The following is a 17,306-nucleotide window of genomic DNA, read 5'->3' as shown; positions in this document are numbered from 1 at the left end:
GCAGCCCAGCTCAAGCCACGCCTGAGATTACAGATACCGCGCCCATGCAAGGGCGCTTTATTAGCTTTGAAGGTACCGAAGGCGTTGGCAAGACCACCGCTATCGAGCAGTTATGTGCGCGACTAGAGGCGCATGGTATCGACTATCTGCGTACCCGTGAGCCGGGTGGTAGCCCGTTTGCAGAGCAGTTGCGCGCTATTTTGCTAGACCCTGATACCAAAATTAATGATGATACTGAGCTGCTACTGATGTTTGCGGCGCGCTGTGACCATCTGCAACAAGTAATTTTGCCCGCATTACAGCGTGGTAAATGGGTGATATGCGATCGATTTACCGACTCTACCATTGCCTATCAGGGCTTTGGACGTGCGCATGGTGATGAGGCGGTACGAGCCAAAATTGACAGCCTTATCGGTCAGTTTGTTACCCAGTTGCCCGAGCTGACTCTATGGTTGGATTTGCCAGTATTAGAAGGCATGGCGCGGGCGGGTAAACGTAGCGCTGCCGATCGTTTTGAGCAGCAGGCGACGGCGTTTTTTACTCGGGTGCATAAAGGTTTCAGTGTCCTTGCTGGCGAGCAGCCTGAGCGTATCCAGCGTATCGACGCCTCAGGCAGTGCTGACGAAGTAAGTGTGCGAGTATGGCAAACGGTTGCGACACGATTTCATCTTAGCTAGAGCGTGTCTTCAATTTACTCGATAGTCATCTAAATGGGCTAAAAATGGCTAAATCTTGCCAAACATCGTCAAATAGCACCCTATAAAAAAGCCCTCATAATCATTATGAGGGCTTTTTATTTGCTCGTTAGCTTTTCAGACAATAGCGTTATGGTTTATCCGCAGCCTTTTTTGCCGCATCCTTTATCTTCGCATCACTATTGGTATTGTCATGATCTGAGTCAGGTAGGCGATTAGGGTCGAGCGCACCACTTTTCATCTTCGGCGCATTACCATTACCGTTTGTACCACTATTGCTAGTAGTCGGCTTAGCAGTCTTGGATGTTGCCGTTGAATTATCAGACATCACGCCTTTATTAGAGGGGCTGTTAAAAGACTCTTTAGCTTCTATGTCCTGATTTTCATTGGTTTCAGCCTTTGTGGTTTCCTTTACAGCATCACTCTTTGCTGCCGCCGCTTTGATACTGGCATTATTAGTGCTGTTAGAGGCACTCTTGTCACTGTCTTTATCAGTCGCGACGGCTAGCTCTTGTTCTGGCGTATCAGCAATCTCTTCCACCATCTCTTTTTCTTTACGCTTTTCAGGCGCTTTAGAGTTGGCTTCAAAGCTGGCATCTGCAGCAGCGCGTGCTTGCTCTTGCTTTGGCGTGACGTCTACTGGCTTTGGCTGTACCTCATCATCAACGACCAAAGAAATCAGCTTACGATCGCGCGGTACTGATCCTTCGAATTTGTCCGTGATGACGTGCAGCTTGCCTTCTTTATCTAGCGTATAGAGCGGCACGAATTGCTTATTGTCAGCTTTATACTGCTCAAAGCTATAGCTGTCCGTAATATTGGTGATTTTAATACGGGCTTTTCTGGACAGCATACTGGCAAGCTTGGTGTAGGTGACATCTTTGCCAAACAGCCACTGTGAATGGAAGTTACCTTGCTTATCGTCGCGCTCACTTTTAACTTTTTCGTCGCTGAACTTGAGGCGATAAAGCTTACGTTCACCGAACTCATGACGGTAATGAATCTCAGACAAGGTATTCATCTCTTTATCCATACTCATGGCAAATAAATGACCAATACCAATGAGGTCAAGATGATGGTCGGCGTGATCAGAGATGGGGTTGCCAAAATAGGTGCGCAGACCACTCATACGCGCGCGCGCGATATTGGTATAGTTATTATGAGCGACGATGACATCGAAGCCTTGCTCTTTTAATGAGGTGGCGACGAGCAGGGCAATTGGGTTGGAGCCGACGATCAGGATACCGTTGGTCTCAGGCTCACGGACACCAAGCAGGTTACCTACCATTTTTGCGCCCAAGCCCTGAATCATGACCGTACCAATAATAACCAAAAATACCAATGGCACTAGCAGTTCAACGCCTTGGATATCATATTCTTGCAAGCGAATCGCAAACAGAGATGAGATAGCGGCAGCGACGATACCGCGTGGTCCAATCCAGCTAATCATTAACTTTTCATTGGTCTTTAAGTTAGAGCCAATGGACGAGGCCCATACTGATAATGGACGCGCGATGAACATCACGATAGCCAGTAATACTAGACCCGCAAAACCAACCTGCAGTAGACTTTCAAGCTCAACACGAGCCGCAAGAATGATAAATAATACTGAAACTAATAAAATGGTTAACGATTCATTAAACTCTAAAATCGTATCGCGCGGGAATTTTGGCCAGTTGGCGAGGGCAACGCCTAATACGGTGACGGTCAGTAGACCCGACTCATGCTCTAAATGGTTTGAGACTGAAAATAATACCAAAACAAAGGCAAGGGTAAAGACATTGCGCAAAAACTCAGGAATCATATGCCGACGCATGAGGAACGCCAGTACCCAAGCACCCGCCATACCTAGCGCGGTTGCAAGTACCACGATTTTGGCAAACAGTAAGATACTACTGGCTTCGCCGCCTGAGATAATATACTCGTAGACCAATACCACGGCGATAGCGCCGATGGGGTCTATGATAATGCCTTCCCATTTCAGGATATTGGAGATGGTCTTGTTGGGTCGCACACTACGCAGTAGCGGCATAATTACCGTTGGCCCCGTCACACAGACCAGTGCACCGAACAGCAACGCAATCAGTGGATCGACATCGAACAATAGATAAGTCGACAGCGCCACGATAGCAATGGTGATCAGTACCCCGACTGATACCAGCATCTGCACGACCGAGCCGTGTTGTTTGATTTCATCGAACTCTAGCGTTAGCGAGCCTTCGAATAAAATAATCGCCACCCCCAAAGAGATAAACGGGAACATCAGCTCGCCCAACACCAAGTCAGGGTCGAATACGCCGAGCACTGGGCCAACGATAATACCAATAAGTAATAAAAATAAAATGGATGGTTGCTTTAAATACCAAGCCAACCATTGGGCGGCAATGCCAATCCCAACCACGCCGGATAATAATAGGGCGGTATCCATAAATTAATCCTTTTATAATCTTGTGATGCTGTATAGCTATTAAAATAGGTCATCGTTAGCCGTCAAAAACCTTTTGTAACGGCAAATTAATAATAACCATAGCCATCATGAATCATGGATGATATATATACTATATAGTAACAAAGACAAAAGTGTCTCAAGCTAAATACACCAATGCTAGAAACACAAAAGATGGAAAATAAAGGCGATAAAAGCCAAATTGCTTGGCGTTCTGTAAATAACACCTTATTATAGCTGACTATTGTTTTCTAAATAATTTATTAGGTTTGTTATCATATCATGATTTTATTTTATATATGTCAAGGGTCTGTCTGCCGTGATAGCCACGCGCCATCGTTCTGCGCTGACACACGAGTAGGTAACGGCACTATTAATATCAATATCAAAGATTACAAAAAATGAGAAGACAGTATGACGTCATATTAAACCGGCTTATATTTGCCATCATGGTCAGGCGCTACTACATAAACTCGCAGACAAGTAGTAAACTGACCAGCAGTCAGGACTATTCCTATAAATTTAGACAAGCTTGCTATCGTTGAATTCAAATAACCTTGATATAAGGGAGCTGAATGCAGGCTATACCTTAGTATGGTTAACGAGGATGACGATGTAGCGGGTTTATATGGATTTGGCTATATCTATTATGGCGATAATAGCGATAATATTGTTGCTAACAATAATAATCACTCATATGGAGACAATATGCCTATCAATATGTTTCAAGCACAATCTACTATTCGTATGCAGCGTTGGTTACAACGCAGTACTTTGGCACTGGCTATCGGCACGGTAATGGCGACAGGTATTAATGTAGCCACTATGTCTCAGGTACAAGCAGCGGTCACCACTGCTGACTTCTCTGACTTAGTACAGCAAGTGACGCCAGCGGTGGCACGAGTCAATGTCACCAAAACGGTCAGTGAAGATGAGCTTGCCAAAGCACAAACCGCCGAGCTGTTACGTCAGTTCTTCGGAGATCGCTTACGTATTCCGGATCAAGCAGCGACGCCTGCGATTGAACACGCTTATGGCACCGCTTTTTTTGTCACCACCGATGGTTATATGTTGACCAATCACCATGTGGTTGCTGGTGCAGACAAAATCACCGTGACCCTTAATGACAGAACAGAGCTGGATGTGACCTTGGTGGGTAGCGATGAGCGCTCAGATGTGGCGGTACTCAAAGTCACAGGCAACCAGTTCCCAGCCTTACCGATTGGTGATTCAGACAGTCTAAAGGTAGGTGAGCCGGTATTGGCGATAGGGTCGCCCTTTGGTTTTGATTATTCGGCATCCGCAGGTATCGTCAGTGCCAAGTCTCGCAGCTTTTCACGTGAGACCAGCGTGCCTTTTATCCAAACTGATGTGGCATTAAATCCGGGTAACTCAGGCGGGCCATTATTTAATCAGCGCGGCGAAGTCATCGGTATCAACTCACGTATCTTTAGTGGTACGGGCGGTTATATGGGCTTGTCGTTCTCAATTCCTATTGATGCGGCGATGGATATCTACGAGCAGCTCAAAACCAATGGCGAAGTCGCACGTGCCTATATGGGTATTTATCCTCAAGACATCGATCGTAATTTAGCGGAAGCGTATAATTTAGCGCGTCCACAGGGCGCACTACTTACCCGCGTCTCACCAGACTCGCCTGCCCAAAAATCAGGTCTACAAGCAGGCGACATCATTTTGCAATACAATAATGTGCAGATTATGCGTGCTGCAGATTTATTGAACCTGATCAATCGAGCGCGACCCAATGATCCGTTCAGCGCCCAGATTCAGCGTGATGGCAAGCAAATGCTCGTAAAAGGCAAGCTCACTTATGCGCCAAATGATGTCAGGGCACAAAGCGGCTCTCAGCAAGATGATGAGGTGCAATTAGGCTTACGTCTGCGCAATTTGACCCCAGATGAGCAAGCAGAGCTGGCAGTGGACAATAAAACAGGGATATTGGTCACGACCGTTGACCCGACAGGCTTAGCCGCGCGCTCGGGCATTTTGGCGGGAGATATTATTACTAATTTTCACCAAAAGCCTATTGCCAAGGTCACTGATTTTTCTAGTGCTATCTCCTCACTTCCCAAAAAGGGTGTGGTAACGATTGAAGTCATGCGCCAAGGCATCCCTGGTATTATTGGCCTGCGTATTGAATAGTTATCATATAGTCAATCGACTATGCTTAAATGACGTATCTCGATAAGCATTGATAATTATACTTGTCTATCATAGAGCTCGACCTCTATAATGGCTGATTTTTTTATCGATTGGTTTTGATGAGTTGCTGTTGCTCAATTTAACGGTGAGCAAGTCACATTGATTTGGACGTTAATTTGGACATTGGTTTGATTGACCAACATTGATTTGATTGCGCGCCCAACGGCACAAACGACTATTCATACCTTTATATATAGCTAGGTAATTATGACTGACCACGCTTTTTATACGCTTAGCATCACTATAGCAGCAGCCTTGCTAGCGTATATCATATTGTGGTCAGGATTACAGACATTCAATGCCAATCCCACAAAACGCTTTTGGCGTATTTGGTCAAAGTTGTTGCTATATTACGCTGCCTATACCATGCCTTTTTGGGCACTGTTATTGATTATTGGGCGAGTACAACAAGTGACACCCATGCTGGCACAATTGTCACCGAATGCCGTGTTGATGGCTGTCATTGCCATGGGTCTGTATTTTTATACGGTGGTTGTGCAGCCCAATCGTTTGCGTTTGCAGCATCATGCTGTTGATTTGGGCTTAACAACTCCGCTTACGGTGGCGGTATTAGCCGATTTGCGCATTGGTTTATATAGTGGCAAGCCGCGTCATATCAGCAAGCTGGTCGCTACCATCAATGCCTTGTCAGCAGATGCGGTATTGATCACAGGTGATTGGCTCTATTATCCAAGCGCCGATTTGGTCGGGCAGTTGATGCTATTTAAAGGGGTAAATAAGCCCGTTTATACGGTCATGAGTACCTCGGATTTGCGTTATCAGTCGATCAATACTACCAAGCAAGGTCAGCCATTGTTAGAAGACACCTTGGCCAATGCTTTTGACGTACTGGATATCAACTATATCGGGCAGCAATGTACGTCGTTGCCGCTTAAATGTGCTCGAACTGGCAACGGTCGATTGATAGCAAATCAAGCAAGTTATATAAAAGGCCACCCAGATACCAGCACGCAAAAATATCTACAGGACAATCCAGTCGTGGCCATACTTTGCGGCTGGCAAGATATCCCGAAACAATTGAACGATGACGACACTTTGAATGTGCCTAATAAAGCTGTGCTGAGTGCTGAAATTGAGCAGGCAACTAAGCCTGTCATTATTCTTGCGTCACGATTTGATAGTATTAGCGACTTACCAAAATCGTTGCAACCCCGACCTTTATTGATTACCGGTGCGGCCAAAGCAATACAGAAAAACATATTAACGGCGCAAAAAAAGCAAGACATTCGTCGTATAGGTAAGCAGTCGTCATTGTTGGATAACAGTCGCATGGGTAAGCAGCGCGGCCTATACCAGCATGGTAGCGCGCAGATATTTGTCAGTAGTGGAGTGGGCACCCGAGGGTTACCTTTTCGCTGGTATCGTCCGACCATCGATGTGTTGACGATTCGTTAAAATAATTCAAAAGCATTTATCCCGCTTGCATAATTACGCTAAACTAACTATTTATCAATGTTCAATAAGCCCTAAACAGTAAGCCTTAAATAATAAGGTCTATAAGTAGCCGCCCTTGTGTCTATGTTGCATAACATTAGCGCTAAACAGCGCTTGGAATAGCGCGCAAATAGATAGGGTATATCTGGACTGAGCATTAATTGACTGATAGCGGTTAAATCAAAATATGCTACACTAGTAGGCGTTTTTATTATGATTGATAGATAGCATCGGCAATGGACAAAAATAATGTCCATGCGGATAGATATACACATGATTCTATAATGAGAATGTCACTATCATCTGTATATAAATGCCCAGTATGAACATCATGCAATAGCTACCATTGATCTGGTTATTAATGTAAAAATAGACATTGGCGATTGCAAACGATGGATCATGTGACAGCTTGAATAAAGCTAGGACAATACAACAGTAAGGCACAGTTATGAGCACAGCATATGACGAGATTAAAACCCGACTACAAGGCTCTATGGTGGCCTTGGTAACGCCCATGCATCCTGACGGCACGGTCGATTATAAACGTCTGGCCGACCTCATAGACTGGCAGATCGAGCAGGGCACCCATTGCCTCGTTGCCGTGGGCACCACTGGCGAATCAGCGACTTTGTCGATGCAAGAGCATAGCGATGTGATTCGCTACTTTGTGCAGCACGTCAAAGGCCGTGTACCAGTGATAGCGGGTACAGGCGCGAATAATACGACTGAAGCCATCAAGCTCACCCAAGATGCGGCAGATGCTGGTGCAGACTGTGCATTATTGGTCGCTCCTTACTACAATAAGCCGCCACAAGAAGGCTTGTATCAGCATTATAAAGCGATTGCCCAAGCCGTAAAGATCCCGCAGATGCTCTATAACGTACCAGGGCGTACTGTAGTTGATATCGCGCAGAATACGGTTGAGCGTTTGGCTGATATCGATAATATCGTGGCGATTAAAGACGCGACCGGCTCAGTTGCTCGTGGTGAGCAGTTGATTAAAGCGGTTGGCGACCGTATCGTTGTTCTATCTGGCGATGATGGTACGGCGCTTGATTTGATGCAGATGGGTGCCAAAGGTAATATTTCGGTAACGGCTAACGTCGCGCCAAAAGCGATGAGCGAAACGTTTTCGGCAGCGCTACGCGGCGACCTTGATACCGCCAATAAAGCGCATGATGTGATTAAACACTTACACCGTGATTTGTTTATTGAATCTAGTCCCATTCCAGCAAAATATGCGTTACATAAGATGGGTATGATAGATACTGGTATTCGTCTGCCGTTGGTATGGTTGGCAGAACAACATCATGCCACCATTGATGAAGCGTTGGTTCGTGCGAATTTACGATAAGTATTGACGATTGAATGGTTAAACACTAAGCCCTACATTATTATTAATGATTTAGGGCTTAGTGAGGCACTTAACGGTAACGATAAGTCAGTCGCCCAAATAAGCAAAAATTGCTAACTCAGAGAGATAATATGATGAAAGTATCATCAAGCCCTACCAAAACATTTCCTGCTATGATGGTTTTGATATTGGGTAGCACCTTAGTATTAAGTGGCTGTCAAATGACCAAAGGTTTTCTTGGTAAGCGCGATAATGGCAGCTTAGAATATCAAGAAAGCAAAAAGCTTGCGCCTCTAGAGCTACCGGTTGCTCAGGAGCCAGCACCTTTTGTACCGTTATACGCCACCCCAAATGCAGGTGCCAATACACTCACCTTACAGAACGAAGCGGGTAAGCAGTATCAATTACCTAAGCCGCAACGCGCTGTTGCCGTGAGCGAGTCATCAAACTAAACACTGTGTTTCCCTATTTATACCGCTGACTTTTTACTATGGTTATTCATGATCTAATAGATTAATGAATGACGTCGTACAGAGTCCAGCGGTCGCTGCGCGTTTTTACCACATAAGCTTGAACGAACAGGAACTCCATAATGCAAAAGCAACAACTGCTATATAAAGGCAAAGCCAAATCTGTCTATGAAACAGAAGACAACGATCTTTTGATTTTACACTTCCGTGATGACACCTCGGCGCTCGATGGTAAGCGTATCGAACAGTTAGCACGTAAGGGCGTGGTTAATAACCGCTTTAATGCTTTTATTATGCAAAAATTGGCTGACGCTGGTATTGAAACACATTTTGAAAAGCAGCTATCTGAAGACGAAGTATTGGTCAAGCGCCTAGATATGATTCCCGTTGAGTGCGTCGTACGTAACTTTGCAGCGGGCAGTTTGGTGCGCCGTTTAGGCCTAGAAGAAGGGCAAGCATTGACGCCGCCTACTTATGAGCTGTTTTATAAAGATGATGCGCTTGGCGATCCGATGGTTAATGAGTCACTATCGATTTCTCTTGGGTGGGCAACTCAAGCACAGCTTGCGAGCATGGAAGCGCTGACGCATCAAGTCAATGAGGTGCTAACAGCACTGTTTGCAGTTGGCGATTTAATACTGGTCGATTTCAAATTAGAGTTTGGTGTATTCCACGACCGTATCGTTTTGGGTGATGAGTTCTCACCAGATGGCTGCCGTATTTGGGACAAAAACACCAAGAAGAAATTGGATAAAGACCGTTTCCGTCAATCATTAGGCGATGTTATCGAAGCTTACGAAGAAGTGGCCAACCGTATTGGTGTGCCACTTAGCTAAGTCGTAAATGTCTAGCGCAAAACAAAAAAAACTGAGCCATGTGCTCAGTTTTTTTATGGCATTATATGAATGATGGTTCCCTAGTGAGGACTTAAACCTTCGGCTGTAGGCTAATGGTATCAACGTTTCAAATCGCTGAAATAGTCACAGTGTACCTCATGGTGTGTACTTACCATACATATTCTATCGTGATTGATGCGCTATATAGGTATCGAACTGTTTGGCTTTGCTTACTCAAAATTTTTCACTAATCTTATTTATAGCGTTTTTTCTGATGAACGATTCATCATCATTGGTTAACTTCAATAGCAAGTCTTTTGGTATGTTTTTATTATAGACGAGTCTATTTCTGACAGAGGCGTCTTTATCATCTGCCAATACCTCAAATATTTCTCTAGTTATTTTGTTTTTCATAGCAATATTCCCTCTAACGGTAGGACTGTCATCGTACGTCAACGTTTCAAGAACTTCTATTGGAACTGTTTTATTTAGAGCTACCCACTCGCGCATAGTTGGGTAGTGACGTATTATTTCAAACCACGTTTCCAATGCTGCACACTCGTTAATCGCTCTTCCATAATCTTGGGTGTGGTCACTTGTTCTGAGTAAGAGAAACTCTTCAGCTGATGTAATCATTAAAACTTACCTTCTGTAGCTCTTTCCAAATTATAAATTTATCACAAATCCTTCGTTACTGTGTTTAGTTAAGAACTCATAAAAACTGTTAAAGGTATACCCCAACGGAACCAGTTATTTTGCCCCTCAAACCTATTAACAAACCACTTAAAATAGACTAGATTTGTGGAACTACTCAAAACAGACTGCGATTTTTATCTGTTTATCAATAATACTTAATGACGAAATCCTCTTTATCCATAAGTATTGATACTTACCACGCACTATTAATATTAGCCTTCCGACCACAGATTTATAGTCTAACTCGTATAAAAAATCAAACATAGCGCCAACATTGTCTTCAATATCTTATCTTACTTTTATGCTAATTTATTAATACTTGTTTATTAATATTTGGTCATGTCAATTAGATGATAAAAATAAGAAAAGGTTTTGCTAATGTCTACTGCTTCATCAACTGTTTTAGACCCTAGTTGGTTTACTCGACCAACCTGTGTGGTCGCCGCTGATTTGATTGGCAAAGTACTGTGTAGAAAGTTAACGGATACCGATGGCACAGTGAAAATCTTGCGCATGCGTATCTCAGAAACCGAAGCCTATATCGGTAAGGACGACCCTGCTTGTCATTCGCATGCGGGTAGCCGAACGGCTCGTACTGAAATTATGTATGCGCAAGGCGGCATGTTTTATGTCTATCTGACTTACGGTGTGCATCATATGCTCAATCTGGTCAGCGGTGGAGAAGAGTCTCCTGAGTCGGTATTAATACGGGCTGGATTTTTGACCGACGATAGTGATCGTTTGATGGAAGAACAGCTTCTGAGCACGAATAAGCAACTTACTCATCCAACCCAGATGGCAGGTCCTGGCAAATTAACGAAGCGCTTACAAATTGATCGCGCGTTAAATGGCAAATCTATCAGTGTGGAGTCAGCAGTTTGGCTCGAAGATGATGGCTGTCAGCCACCGGTATCGCTGCGTCCTCGTATCGGCATTGACTACGCTGGCGATGCCAAAAACTGGCTATTGCGCTATATCTGGAGCGACCATCCTTCACTGTCAAAAAAATAAAACGATGGCTACTCTCTGATGGTAATAGAGCTGCTCTTTCATACTAATAGATAAAACAAAGGGTAACACTATGTACAAATTGACAGTTTTTGTTCCCGAAGCAGCATTAGAGCCAGTTAAGTCTGCTTTGTTTGCAGCAGGCGCTGGTACGATTGGCAATTACGAGTGCTGCTGCTGGCAAGTACAAGGGGTGGGGCAGTTTATGCCGCTGGCAGGCAGTGATCCGCATATTGGCGCGCAAGATAAGCTCGAAAAAGTTGATGAGTGGCGAGTTGAGATGGTGGTTGCTACTGCTAATATTGCTCAAGTCATTGAAGCACTAAAGCAGGCGCACCCTTATGAGACGCCTGCCTATGATGTCATCGAAGTGCTAGACTTTTGAGCTTTAAAGGTAGGTTATTAGCAGTGGTTTAGGCTTATTTTATCTTAATTACTTGATAGCCTGGATAGCCAAGTTCTATTTTATAATCTTTACTACCACGTGTGGCCTTTACCTTTATTTTGCTATCGCCTCTTTTATATTTGACGTCTTTGACACGGTAGCCCATATTACTGACTTTATTGGCGGCTCGTTGTTCGATAGCTGGTTGATAAAGCTCTTTATCAACGTTTTTGATAGCTTTTTTATGCTTCTTATAGACTTTACTGTCTTTATAAACGTCCTCGTAAAGGTCGCCGTACGCATTGTAGCCGGGGGCAGTGACGCAACCTGTCGTTATCATTAACGCTGTGACCATAGCGGTGGCAATGGTTGGCTTTAGTAGGGTTGTGATATTCATAATATCCTCTTATCAAGTTCAAGTTTTTTGACAGTGTTATAAAAAATGGCCAAACAAACCAAGGGCTGGCTTATTTGACCGTAGGCATCAATCGGTTGACGATGCCACAATGTTACTTTTAGACGCACTAAAGCAGACTTGGCATTACTTTTCCATAAACTGCGATACATTGTCTGAAATCTATCAATTGAACCTATGCAAATTTAACTGGATTACTGTTTTCACTGACATTGGCTTTATCAGTATCACCAGTTGTTTTTATATTTGTCTTTGTTTTTATACTTATTGTTCTTTTTGTATTTACCTTTATTTTTATACTTACCTTTTTTATCATAGTCGTGCTTATCGTAATCACGGTCGTTATCATACCTGTCATCGTCGCGTTTTTTCGACCAGTCTTGCCTGTTTGAGCTGATAAGCCTTAAATCAGGGTAGGTATACTTGAGCTCGTAGGCTTGATTGTTCTTTTTGGCATAGGCTGTGAGCAATCGATTACCGCGATAACGGTCAGATCTGATGTCCGTGACCTGATACCCTTTACGACGTAAATCGTTGCGCAGCTGTTGGCTAACGCGGTTATAGTTAGCATTGCTGTAACCCTTATCACCGCGATAGACGGACTGATTGTCATAGCCTGGACCAACGACGGTACAACCGACCATCGTGCCTAGCAAGGTAAGCGAAAGGCCTGCAGACATCGCTGTCTTCAATGAAAATAGCTGCAAAATCTTCATGATAAAATCTCCTACGATATTTTTGGATTAATAATTACCGGATTGCTTTTCACATCTAACAGCGTCATGTGGTTGATGTCTATGTCACTTGGTAGCCTTTATAAATGCAGAAGTAATAATTGCATGACTAACTGACTTTCTTATTTATCTGATGGCTAGAAATATTTTCTTACATTATCTATGATAAGACACAAAACTTGATGTTAAGTGTCATTTGCGTTAATAAGTTGTAATTGCCCGTTTAATGATATATCGCTTAATTGATCACTTAGCTAACAAAGCAGCATATCTCTGAATGGTAGCGATGAAAAGGAACCATAAATGCTATTCAAGCTTATTTTGTTTTCAGCTTTTGCAGGTATAACCGTGTTTATAGGCGGTTTATTGGCCAATGTTTTTGACCACCATGTCACAGACAGCCCAGTCAAATATGAATTTATTCATACCTCGATGTCGTTCGGTGCGGGTATTATTTTATCGGCATTGGCATTCGTTTTATTGCCAAAGGGTATGGAGGTATTGAGTGTTTGGGGTGTCACAGGCTCATTTTTATCAGGGGCCATCCTGTTTATGCTGCTGGATCGTAAGTTGGCTGAATCGAATAGTCAGCAGGCAACCTTACTCGCTATGATGATGGACTTTGTACCGGAGTCCATCGCGCTAGGAGCGGTATTCGCGATTGAACCGCAGCTGTCGCTATTATTAGCATTGTTTATTGGTCTGCAAAACCTTCCAGAGTCATTCAATGCCTTTCGTGATATGGTGCAGAGCGGTTTTAGTGTTAAAAGGACGTTGACCATCTTTTTTGGACTCAGTTTTTTTGGCGTTATATCTGCGCTGATCGGGCATTTTTTATTGAGCGAGCATCCTAATCTTACCGCCCATCTTATGATTTTTGCGAGTGGGGGTATTTTATATCTACTTATCCAAGATATCATTCCTGCCAGTAAGCTGGATAAGAGTTATCTGACCTCGCTTGGGGCAACGCTCGGCTTTTTGGTCGGTATTTTTGGGGAAATGCTGATTTGAAAATAGCAATAAAATCGTTATCAGGTTCTCGTGTAAGCATATGCTTACACACAATGACGTTTACGCGACTTAACATCGGAGTGAGAATTAGGCATTATACATACACGGCATAAGGGAATGTAACTCAAGGATTGAGTTGACCGCATTAAGGATAATGATTCGTTTACTAGCGTCAGGATGATAATAGTGAACGAAGAAAGGATACATAACCTTTGCTAGTAGCATTATTAATGCTAATAACGGTAGTAAACAGGGCAGGATGCCCGATATCGCAACACACTGAACGTTATGCAAGGATGCATAGATTACAGTCGTGATAGGTAACATGGATGGTTAACAATAAAACCGCATAACAATCAATTGCTATGCGGTTTTATCGTGTCTAGAGCTTAAGAGTTTTTTATTCAACCTTTTTTAGATACGTTATTGAGTAGTGTATAAAGCGTTAAATGGCTGCTAACAAAAAAACCGCATAAGATTTATGCGGTTTTTTGACTTATTAGATCATCGAATTAAATCATCAATAGCATTGTTCGCTATTTGACTGATAACTTAGTATTTGTTTTCGCGACGCCAGTCATCTACTTCACGTTCAGCATCTTCTTTTGCATGGCCATAACGCTCTTGTACACGACCGACCAGCTTATCGCGGCTACCTTCGATATGGGTTAAATCATCATCAGTCAGATCAGCCCATTTTTGTTTTACTGAGCCTTTCACTTGGTTCCATTCGCCTTTTAGAGTATGTTCGTTCATTGTTATATTCCTTTTTTGATTATTTGTTTATCAAGACATTTATCCCATCTGGCCTTTCTTAACATTTTATTCAGTAGCTTTTTTCTAATGACCGTTTTACTTGATAAGCTCTTGTTTAATAAGAACTCGTCGAGTCGTTATAAAAAATTTATAAAAACAAGCTAGCTGATGTATCTAATATAGGCGTCAAGAATTCGGCTGTCTGTATGCGCAATGTTTAGAGTGTTACTTCATGATAGCAATCTGCATGGCTATGTTATGGAGACCATCTTTGTGTAATAAAGCAGGGGTTTTATCAGTGCAATAGGTAAATGAATTAAGAAAGGGTTTATTGAAAAATAAAAATGAGCGTGCTTTCTCAATAACGCGAACCCTATATTCGTATAGGCAAATAAAAAACAGGCGCTATTAATAAAATGGCGTCTGCTTTTTACTGTGGTTATTAATCGATTTAGGCTACTTAGCCAAATAATCTTGATAACGTTTTGTTAATTTCTTTAAGCGTATGCGGTCGCTAATTAACGAAAATAGTGGCGAGGCATTGGTCTTAGGTGTTTTTCCTTGCCCCATGCGTTGTAGCTGACGCTTAATGACCGCCATGGTGGCGATAGCGCTCAAGGTTTTGTCTTTCCAGCGTACGGCTGGGTCGTGCGCACTTAGTTGCTCATTGTGTTGCCAATCATTGGGCAAAGATGGGTTCATGGCGAGCGCAGTGCCCATGCCGACGATATCGATACCTTGAGCCAATACGGATTCTGCTACCGCTAAACGCCTGACCCCACCAGTAGTCATCATCGGCATGCTGGCCACTTGTGCAATCTCGGCGGCGAACGCTAAAAAGTAGGCTTCTCGCTGTAAGGTTCTACCATCTGCCGTTGTACCTTGCATCGCCGGACTCTCATAGCTGCCACCCGACAGTTCAACCAAATCAACACCAAGCCCGCGCATCGCTAAAACAACAGCTTTGGCATCATCAGCATCAAAGCCACCACGTTGAAAATCAGCCGAATTTAATTTGACTGATACCGCAAAGCTAGGGGCGACTTGGGCACGGACGGCTTTAATCACCGAAATTAATAAGCGCATACGATTCTCGATTGAACCGCCAAATTCATCAGTGCGCTTATTGGTCAACGGCGATAAAAACTGTGATATCAAGTAACCATGAGCCCCGTGAATTTGCACACCATCGAAGCCCGCTTGTTCAGCTTTGGCAGCGGTATCGACGAAGCGTTGAACCAGCTGCTCAATATCCTCGTGGGTCATGGCACAAGGCTTGCCAAACAGATGAGAGTGCTTTCCTAAATCAAGGGAAACGTCAGAAGGTGACAACACATCGCCTCCCATAGCTGCATAGACTTGGCGACCCGGATGATTGATTTGCATCCAAATGTGGCTATGGTTCTTTTTAACCGTTTGCGCCCATGCTTGAAAGGGTGCTAAATCACTGTCTTTCTCTAATACGATGCCACCAGGTCCCGTCATTGCTCGGCCATCAACCATAACATTACCAGTAATCAGTAACCCAGTACCGCCTTCCGCCCAGCGTTGGTATAGGCGCAAAATAGTAGGACCGGGGATTTGCCCTTTATCTGCCATGTTTTCTTCCATAGCGGCTTTGGCTAAGCGGTTTGGCAGCACAGCGCCACATGGCAAGGTAAAAGGAGAGAAAACGGCTGATGTCATAATAAATCCTAAGTATCGTCAATTCTATATAAGTCGATTCTATATAAATGGCGTGCAGTGTCAGGCTTGCTCAGTCTGTTATTGCTAAGACTTAGCGAGCCTTTCTTGTATCCAACTTATCTTGAAACGACTGCATGTGGTTTTGGGGAGGTTTTTATAACCCTCTTTTTCTAAAAACTTTGTACTAAAAATTTAAGCTATAGACTTATAGTTTAAATGACTATAGTCTTATAGTCGATGTAGTAATTATTCCCGTAAGTCATTTTAAAATATAAATCGAGGTCAACATTGAAGGCAAATGCTAAAACAGACTTCATCAGTGCAGATGACAGTGCAACAACTGAAACAAAGCGTGAGCTGGCAAAAGCCAAGACACGACGCGCGCTCCTAAAAAGTGCCTTGCAGCTCTATCGTGTGGAAGGTGCTTGTGGCATGAGTATGAATAAAGTGGCCAAGGGCGCAGGCATCGCGCAGCCGAGTTTTTACAATCATTTTGCGAGCTTAGAGGCGCTGCAACAAGAGCTGGGTGCTCAGCTTAAGGAGAACTATTTATCGCCCATGCGTATGGCGTGGATTGATATGCTAAAGGATTATCCTAGATTAACTAAAGCGCAGTTCAATGAGCGTTGTCAGCACTGCTTAAATATGATTTTTGATGCAGCATTTCAGAATATTGCTTTATTTCAGCGTTTGCTCGAAGACCGTCTGCGCTTTGCCCCAAGTATAAAAGAGCAAGATTTATTGAATGAATGTTTATTAACTAGCGATTCAAAAAATCCAGCCCAAGAAAATAACAGCCTATTGGATAAGGGTTTAGGCAATTTAATGACCGAAATACAAGAAGAGTGGACGGCAATATTTATAAAAGGATTGTCCTTATCTGGATGTTCTTTTGAACGCTCGGAAGTCAATCTTTGTGTCGATATCGCCGCCGCTCAAGTCCATGAATTAATAGTTGGCTGTCATCAGCAGCGTTATAGCAGACAGCAAGCTATCTCGATGTTAAGCACAAATTTCGATGCGCTTTTTAGTCAATTCTTTACCACAGAATGGCAAGAAATGAGCGGCTAATCATCAAGGCAGTCCAATTTATAAAAAGATTTAAACGGAATTTACATAGCAAAAACGCGGATAAA

General features: G+C 43.4%; 16 protein-coding genes. 10 read left to right on the top strand and 6 right to left on the bottom strand.

The features are described from left to right. The first annotated feature begins 44 nt into the window (after positions 1-44). Positions 45-677 (top strand): dTMP kinase, encoded by a 633-nt coding sequence (tmk, locus tag AAEY79_RS12005; RefSeq protein WP_025651088.1) that lies wholly within the window; start codon positions 45-47, stop codon positions 675-677. Between the two features lie 148 nt (positions 678-825). Here the strand turns inward: tmk and AAEY79_RS12000 are convergent, their stop codons facing one another. Further along, the gene (locus AAEY79_RS12000) at positions 826-3,123 is read right to left on the bottom strand and encodes a sodium:proton antiporter (protein ID WP_025651087.1); all 2,298 of its coding nucleotides are present in this window, start codon (positions 3,121-3,123) and stop codon (positions 826-828) included. Positions 3,124-3,939: 816 nt separating this feature from the next. Here AAEY79_RS12000 and AAEY79_RS11995 point away from each other — a divergent pair. The 5 genes from AAEY79_RS11995 (at position 3,940) to purC (ending at position 9,479) form a co-directional block, all read left to right on the top strand. Then, entirely contained in the window at positions 3,940-5,304 is a 1,365-nt protein-coding gene (locus AAEY79_RS11995) for a Do family serine endopeptidase (protein ID WP_374189992.1), read from the top strand. 267 nt (positions 5,305-5,571) lie between these two features. Then, the gene (locus tag AAEY79_RS11990) at positions 5,572-6,780 is read left to right on the top strand and encodes a hypothetical protein (protein WP_025651085.1); all 1,209 of its coding nucleotides are present in this window, start codon (positions 5,572-5,574) and stop codon (positions 6,778-6,780) included. 487 nt (positions 6,781-7,267) lie between these two features. After that, positions 7,268-8,173 (top strand): 4-hydroxy-tetrahydrodipicolinate synthase, encoded by a 906-nt coding sequence (dapA, locus tag AAEY79_RS11985; protein ID WP_025651084.1) that lies wholly within the window; start codon positions 7,268-7,270, stop codon positions 8,171-8,173. Between the two features lie 131 nt (positions 8,174-8,304). Further along, positions 8,305-8,625 (top strand): hypothetical protein, encoded by a 321-nt coding sequence (locus AAEY79_RS11980; RefSeq protein WP_227502331.1) that lies wholly within the window; start codon positions 8,305-8,307, stop codon positions 8,623-8,625. Positions 8,626-8,765: 140 nt separating this feature from the next. Further along, entirely contained in the window at positions 8,766-9,479 is a 714-nt protein-coding gene (gene purC / locus AAEY79_RS11975; RefSeq protein WP_025651082.1) for a phosphoribosylaminoimidazolesuccinocarboxamide synthase, read from the top strand. Positions 9,480-9,713: 234 nt separating this feature from the next. On the opposite strand, the gene AAEY79_RS11970 is transcribed toward purC, so the two are convergent. After that, a complete protein-coding gene (locus AAEY79_RS11970; RefSeq protein WP_025651081.1) occupies positions 9,714-10,115 on the bottom strand; it encodes a hypothetical protein in 402 nt (133 codons plus the stop codon). 438 nt (positions 10,116-10,553) lie between these two features. On the opposite strand from AAEY79_RS11970, the gene AAEY79_RS11965 reads away from it, so the two are divergent. Together AAEY79_RS11965 and AAEY79_RS11960 are read left to right on the top strand one after the other, a co-directional pair. Further along, complete coding sequence (locus AAEY79_RS11965) at positions 10,554-11,186, top strand: DNA-3-methyladenine glycosylase (protein WP_201577913.1); 633 nt, start codon at positions 10,554-10,556, stop codon at positions 11,184-11,186. Between the two features lie 70 nt (positions 11,187-11,256). Then, positions 11,257-11,568: an NGG1p interacting factor NIF3 gene (locus tag AAEY79_RS11960; protein WP_173239562.1), complete on the top strand. Its 312-nt coding sequence runs from the start codon at positions 11,257-11,259 to the stop codon at positions 11,566-11,568. A gap of 34 nt (positions 11,569-11,602) precedes the next feature. On the opposite strand, the gene AAEY79_RS11955 is transcribed toward AAEY79_RS11960, so the two are convergent. Together AAEY79_RS11955 and AAEY79_RS11950 are read right to left on the bottom strand one after the other, a co-directional pair. Then, a complete protein-coding gene (locus AAEY79_RS11955) occupies positions 11,603-11,965 on the bottom strand; it encodes a hypothetical protein (protein WP_201577915.1) in 363 nt (120 codons plus the stop codon). A gap of 245 nt (positions 11,966-12,210) precedes the next feature. Beyond that, the gene (locus tag AAEY79_RS11950; protein WP_201577917.1) at positions 12,211-12,699 is read right to left on the bottom strand and encodes a hypothetical protein; all 489 of its coding nucleotides are present in this window, start codon (positions 12,697-12,699) and stop codon (positions 12,211-12,213) included. 321 nt (positions 12,700-13,020) lie between these two features. Between AAEY79_RS11950 and AAEY79_RS11945 the strand changes: the two genes are divergently transcribed. After that, positions 13,021-13,728, top strand: a complete 708-nt coding sequence (locus AAEY79_RS11945; protein ID WP_025651847.1) for a ZIP family metal transporter — start codon at positions 13,021-13,023, stop codon at positions 13,726-13,728. Between the two features lie 552 nt (positions 13,729-14,280). Here AAEY79_RS11945 and AAEY79_RS11940 read toward each other — a convergent pair. Next, a complete protein-coding gene (locus AAEY79_RS11940; RefSeq protein ID WP_101211315.1) occupies positions 14,281-14,484 on the bottom strand; it encodes a CsbD family protein in 204 nt (67 codons plus the stop codon). A gap of 456 nt (positions 14,485-14,940) precedes the next feature. Further along, positions 14,941-16,170 carry an NADH:flavin oxidoreductase/NADH oxidase family protein gene (locus tag AAEY79_RS11935; RefSeq protein WP_201567074.1) on the bottom strand — a complete coding sequence of 410 codons (1,230 nt, stop codon included), beginning with the start codon at positions 16,168-16,170 and terminating at the stop codon, positions 14,941-14,943. Between the two features lie 288 nt (positions 16,171-16,458). On the opposite strand from AAEY79_RS11935, the gene AAEY79_RS11930 reads away from it, so the two are divergent. Beyond that, on the top strand, positions 16,459-17,241 hold the full coding sequence (locus AAEY79_RS11930; RefSeq protein WP_025651850.1) for a TetR/AcrR family transcriptional regulator: 783 nt from the start codon (positions 16,459-16,461) through the stop codon (positions 17,239-17,241). Positions 17,242-17,306: the final 65 nt, after the last annotated feature.

It is taken from the genome of Psychrobacter sp. GW64-MNA-CIBAN-0177, assembly GCF_040309585.1.
Taxonomy (GTDB): Bacteria; Pseudomonadota; Gammaproteobacteria; order Pseudomonadales; family Moraxellaceae; genus Psychrobacter; species Psychrobacter okhotskensis.
This window is presented reverse-complemented; position numbering and strand designations above follow the sequence as displayed.

Bases quoted from the DNA above. Each gene is read 5' to 3' on its own strand.
- AAEY79_RS11960 (WP_173239562.1), top strand. From the start codon at position 11,257: ATGTACAAATTGACAGTTTTTGTTCCCGAAGCAGCATTAGAGCCAGTT.
- AAEY79_RS11950 (WP_201577917.1), bottom strand. From the start codon at position 12,699: ATGAAGATTTTGCAGCTATTTTCATTGAAGACAGCGATGTCTGCAGGC.
- AAEY79_RS11955 (WP_201577915.1), bottom strand. From the start codon at position 11,965: ATGAATATCACAACCCTACTAAAGCCAACCATTGCCACCGCTATGGTC.
- AAEY79_RS11980 (WP_227502331.1), top strand. From the start codon at position 8,305: ATGATGAAAGTATCATCAAGCCCTACCAAAACATTTCCTGCTATGATG.
- AAEY79_RS11935 (WP_201567074.1), bottom strand. From the start codon at position 16,170: ATGACATCAGCCGTTTTCTCTCCTTTTACCTTGCCATGTGGCGCTGTG.
- purC (WP_025651082.1), top strand. From the start codon at position 8,766: ATGCAAAAGCAACAACTGCTATATAAAGGCAAAGCCAAATCTGTCTAT.
- AAEY79_RS11945 (WP_025651847.1), top strand. From the start codon at position 13,021: ATGCTATTCAAGCTTATTTTGTTTTCAGCTTTTGCAGGTATAACCGTG.
- AAEY79_RS12000 (WP_025651087.1), bottom strand. From the start codon at position 3,123: ATGGATACCGCCCTATTATTATCCGGCGTGGTTGGGATTGGCATTGCC.
- AAEY79_RS11970 (WP_025651081.1), bottom strand. From the start codon at position 10,115: ATGATTACATCAGCTGAAGAGTTTCTCTTACTCAGAACAAGTGACCAC.
- AAEY79_RS11995 (WP_374189992.1), top strand. From the start codon at position 3,940: ATGGCGACAGGTATTAATGTAGCCACTATGTCTCAGGTACAAGCAGCG.
- AAEY79_RS11940 (WP_101211315.1), bottom strand. From the start codon at position 14,484: ATGAACGAACATACTCTAAAAGGCGAATGGAACCAAGTGAAAGGCTCA.
- AAEY79_RS11990 (WP_025651085.1), top strand. From the start codon at position 5,572: ATGACTGACCACGCTTTTTATACGCTTAGCATCACTATAGCAGCAGCC.
- AAEY79_RS11965 (WP_201577913.1), top strand. From the start codon at position 10,554: ATGTCTACTGCTTCATCAACTGTTTTAGACCCTAGTTGGTTTACTCGA.
- tmk (WP_025651088.1), top strand. From the start codon at position 45: ATGCAAGGGCGCTTTATTAGCTTTGAAGGTACCGAAGGCGTTGGCAAG.
- dapA (WP_025651084.1), top strand. From the start codon at position 7,268: ATGAGCACAGCATATGACGAGATTAAAACCCGACTACAAGGCTCTATG.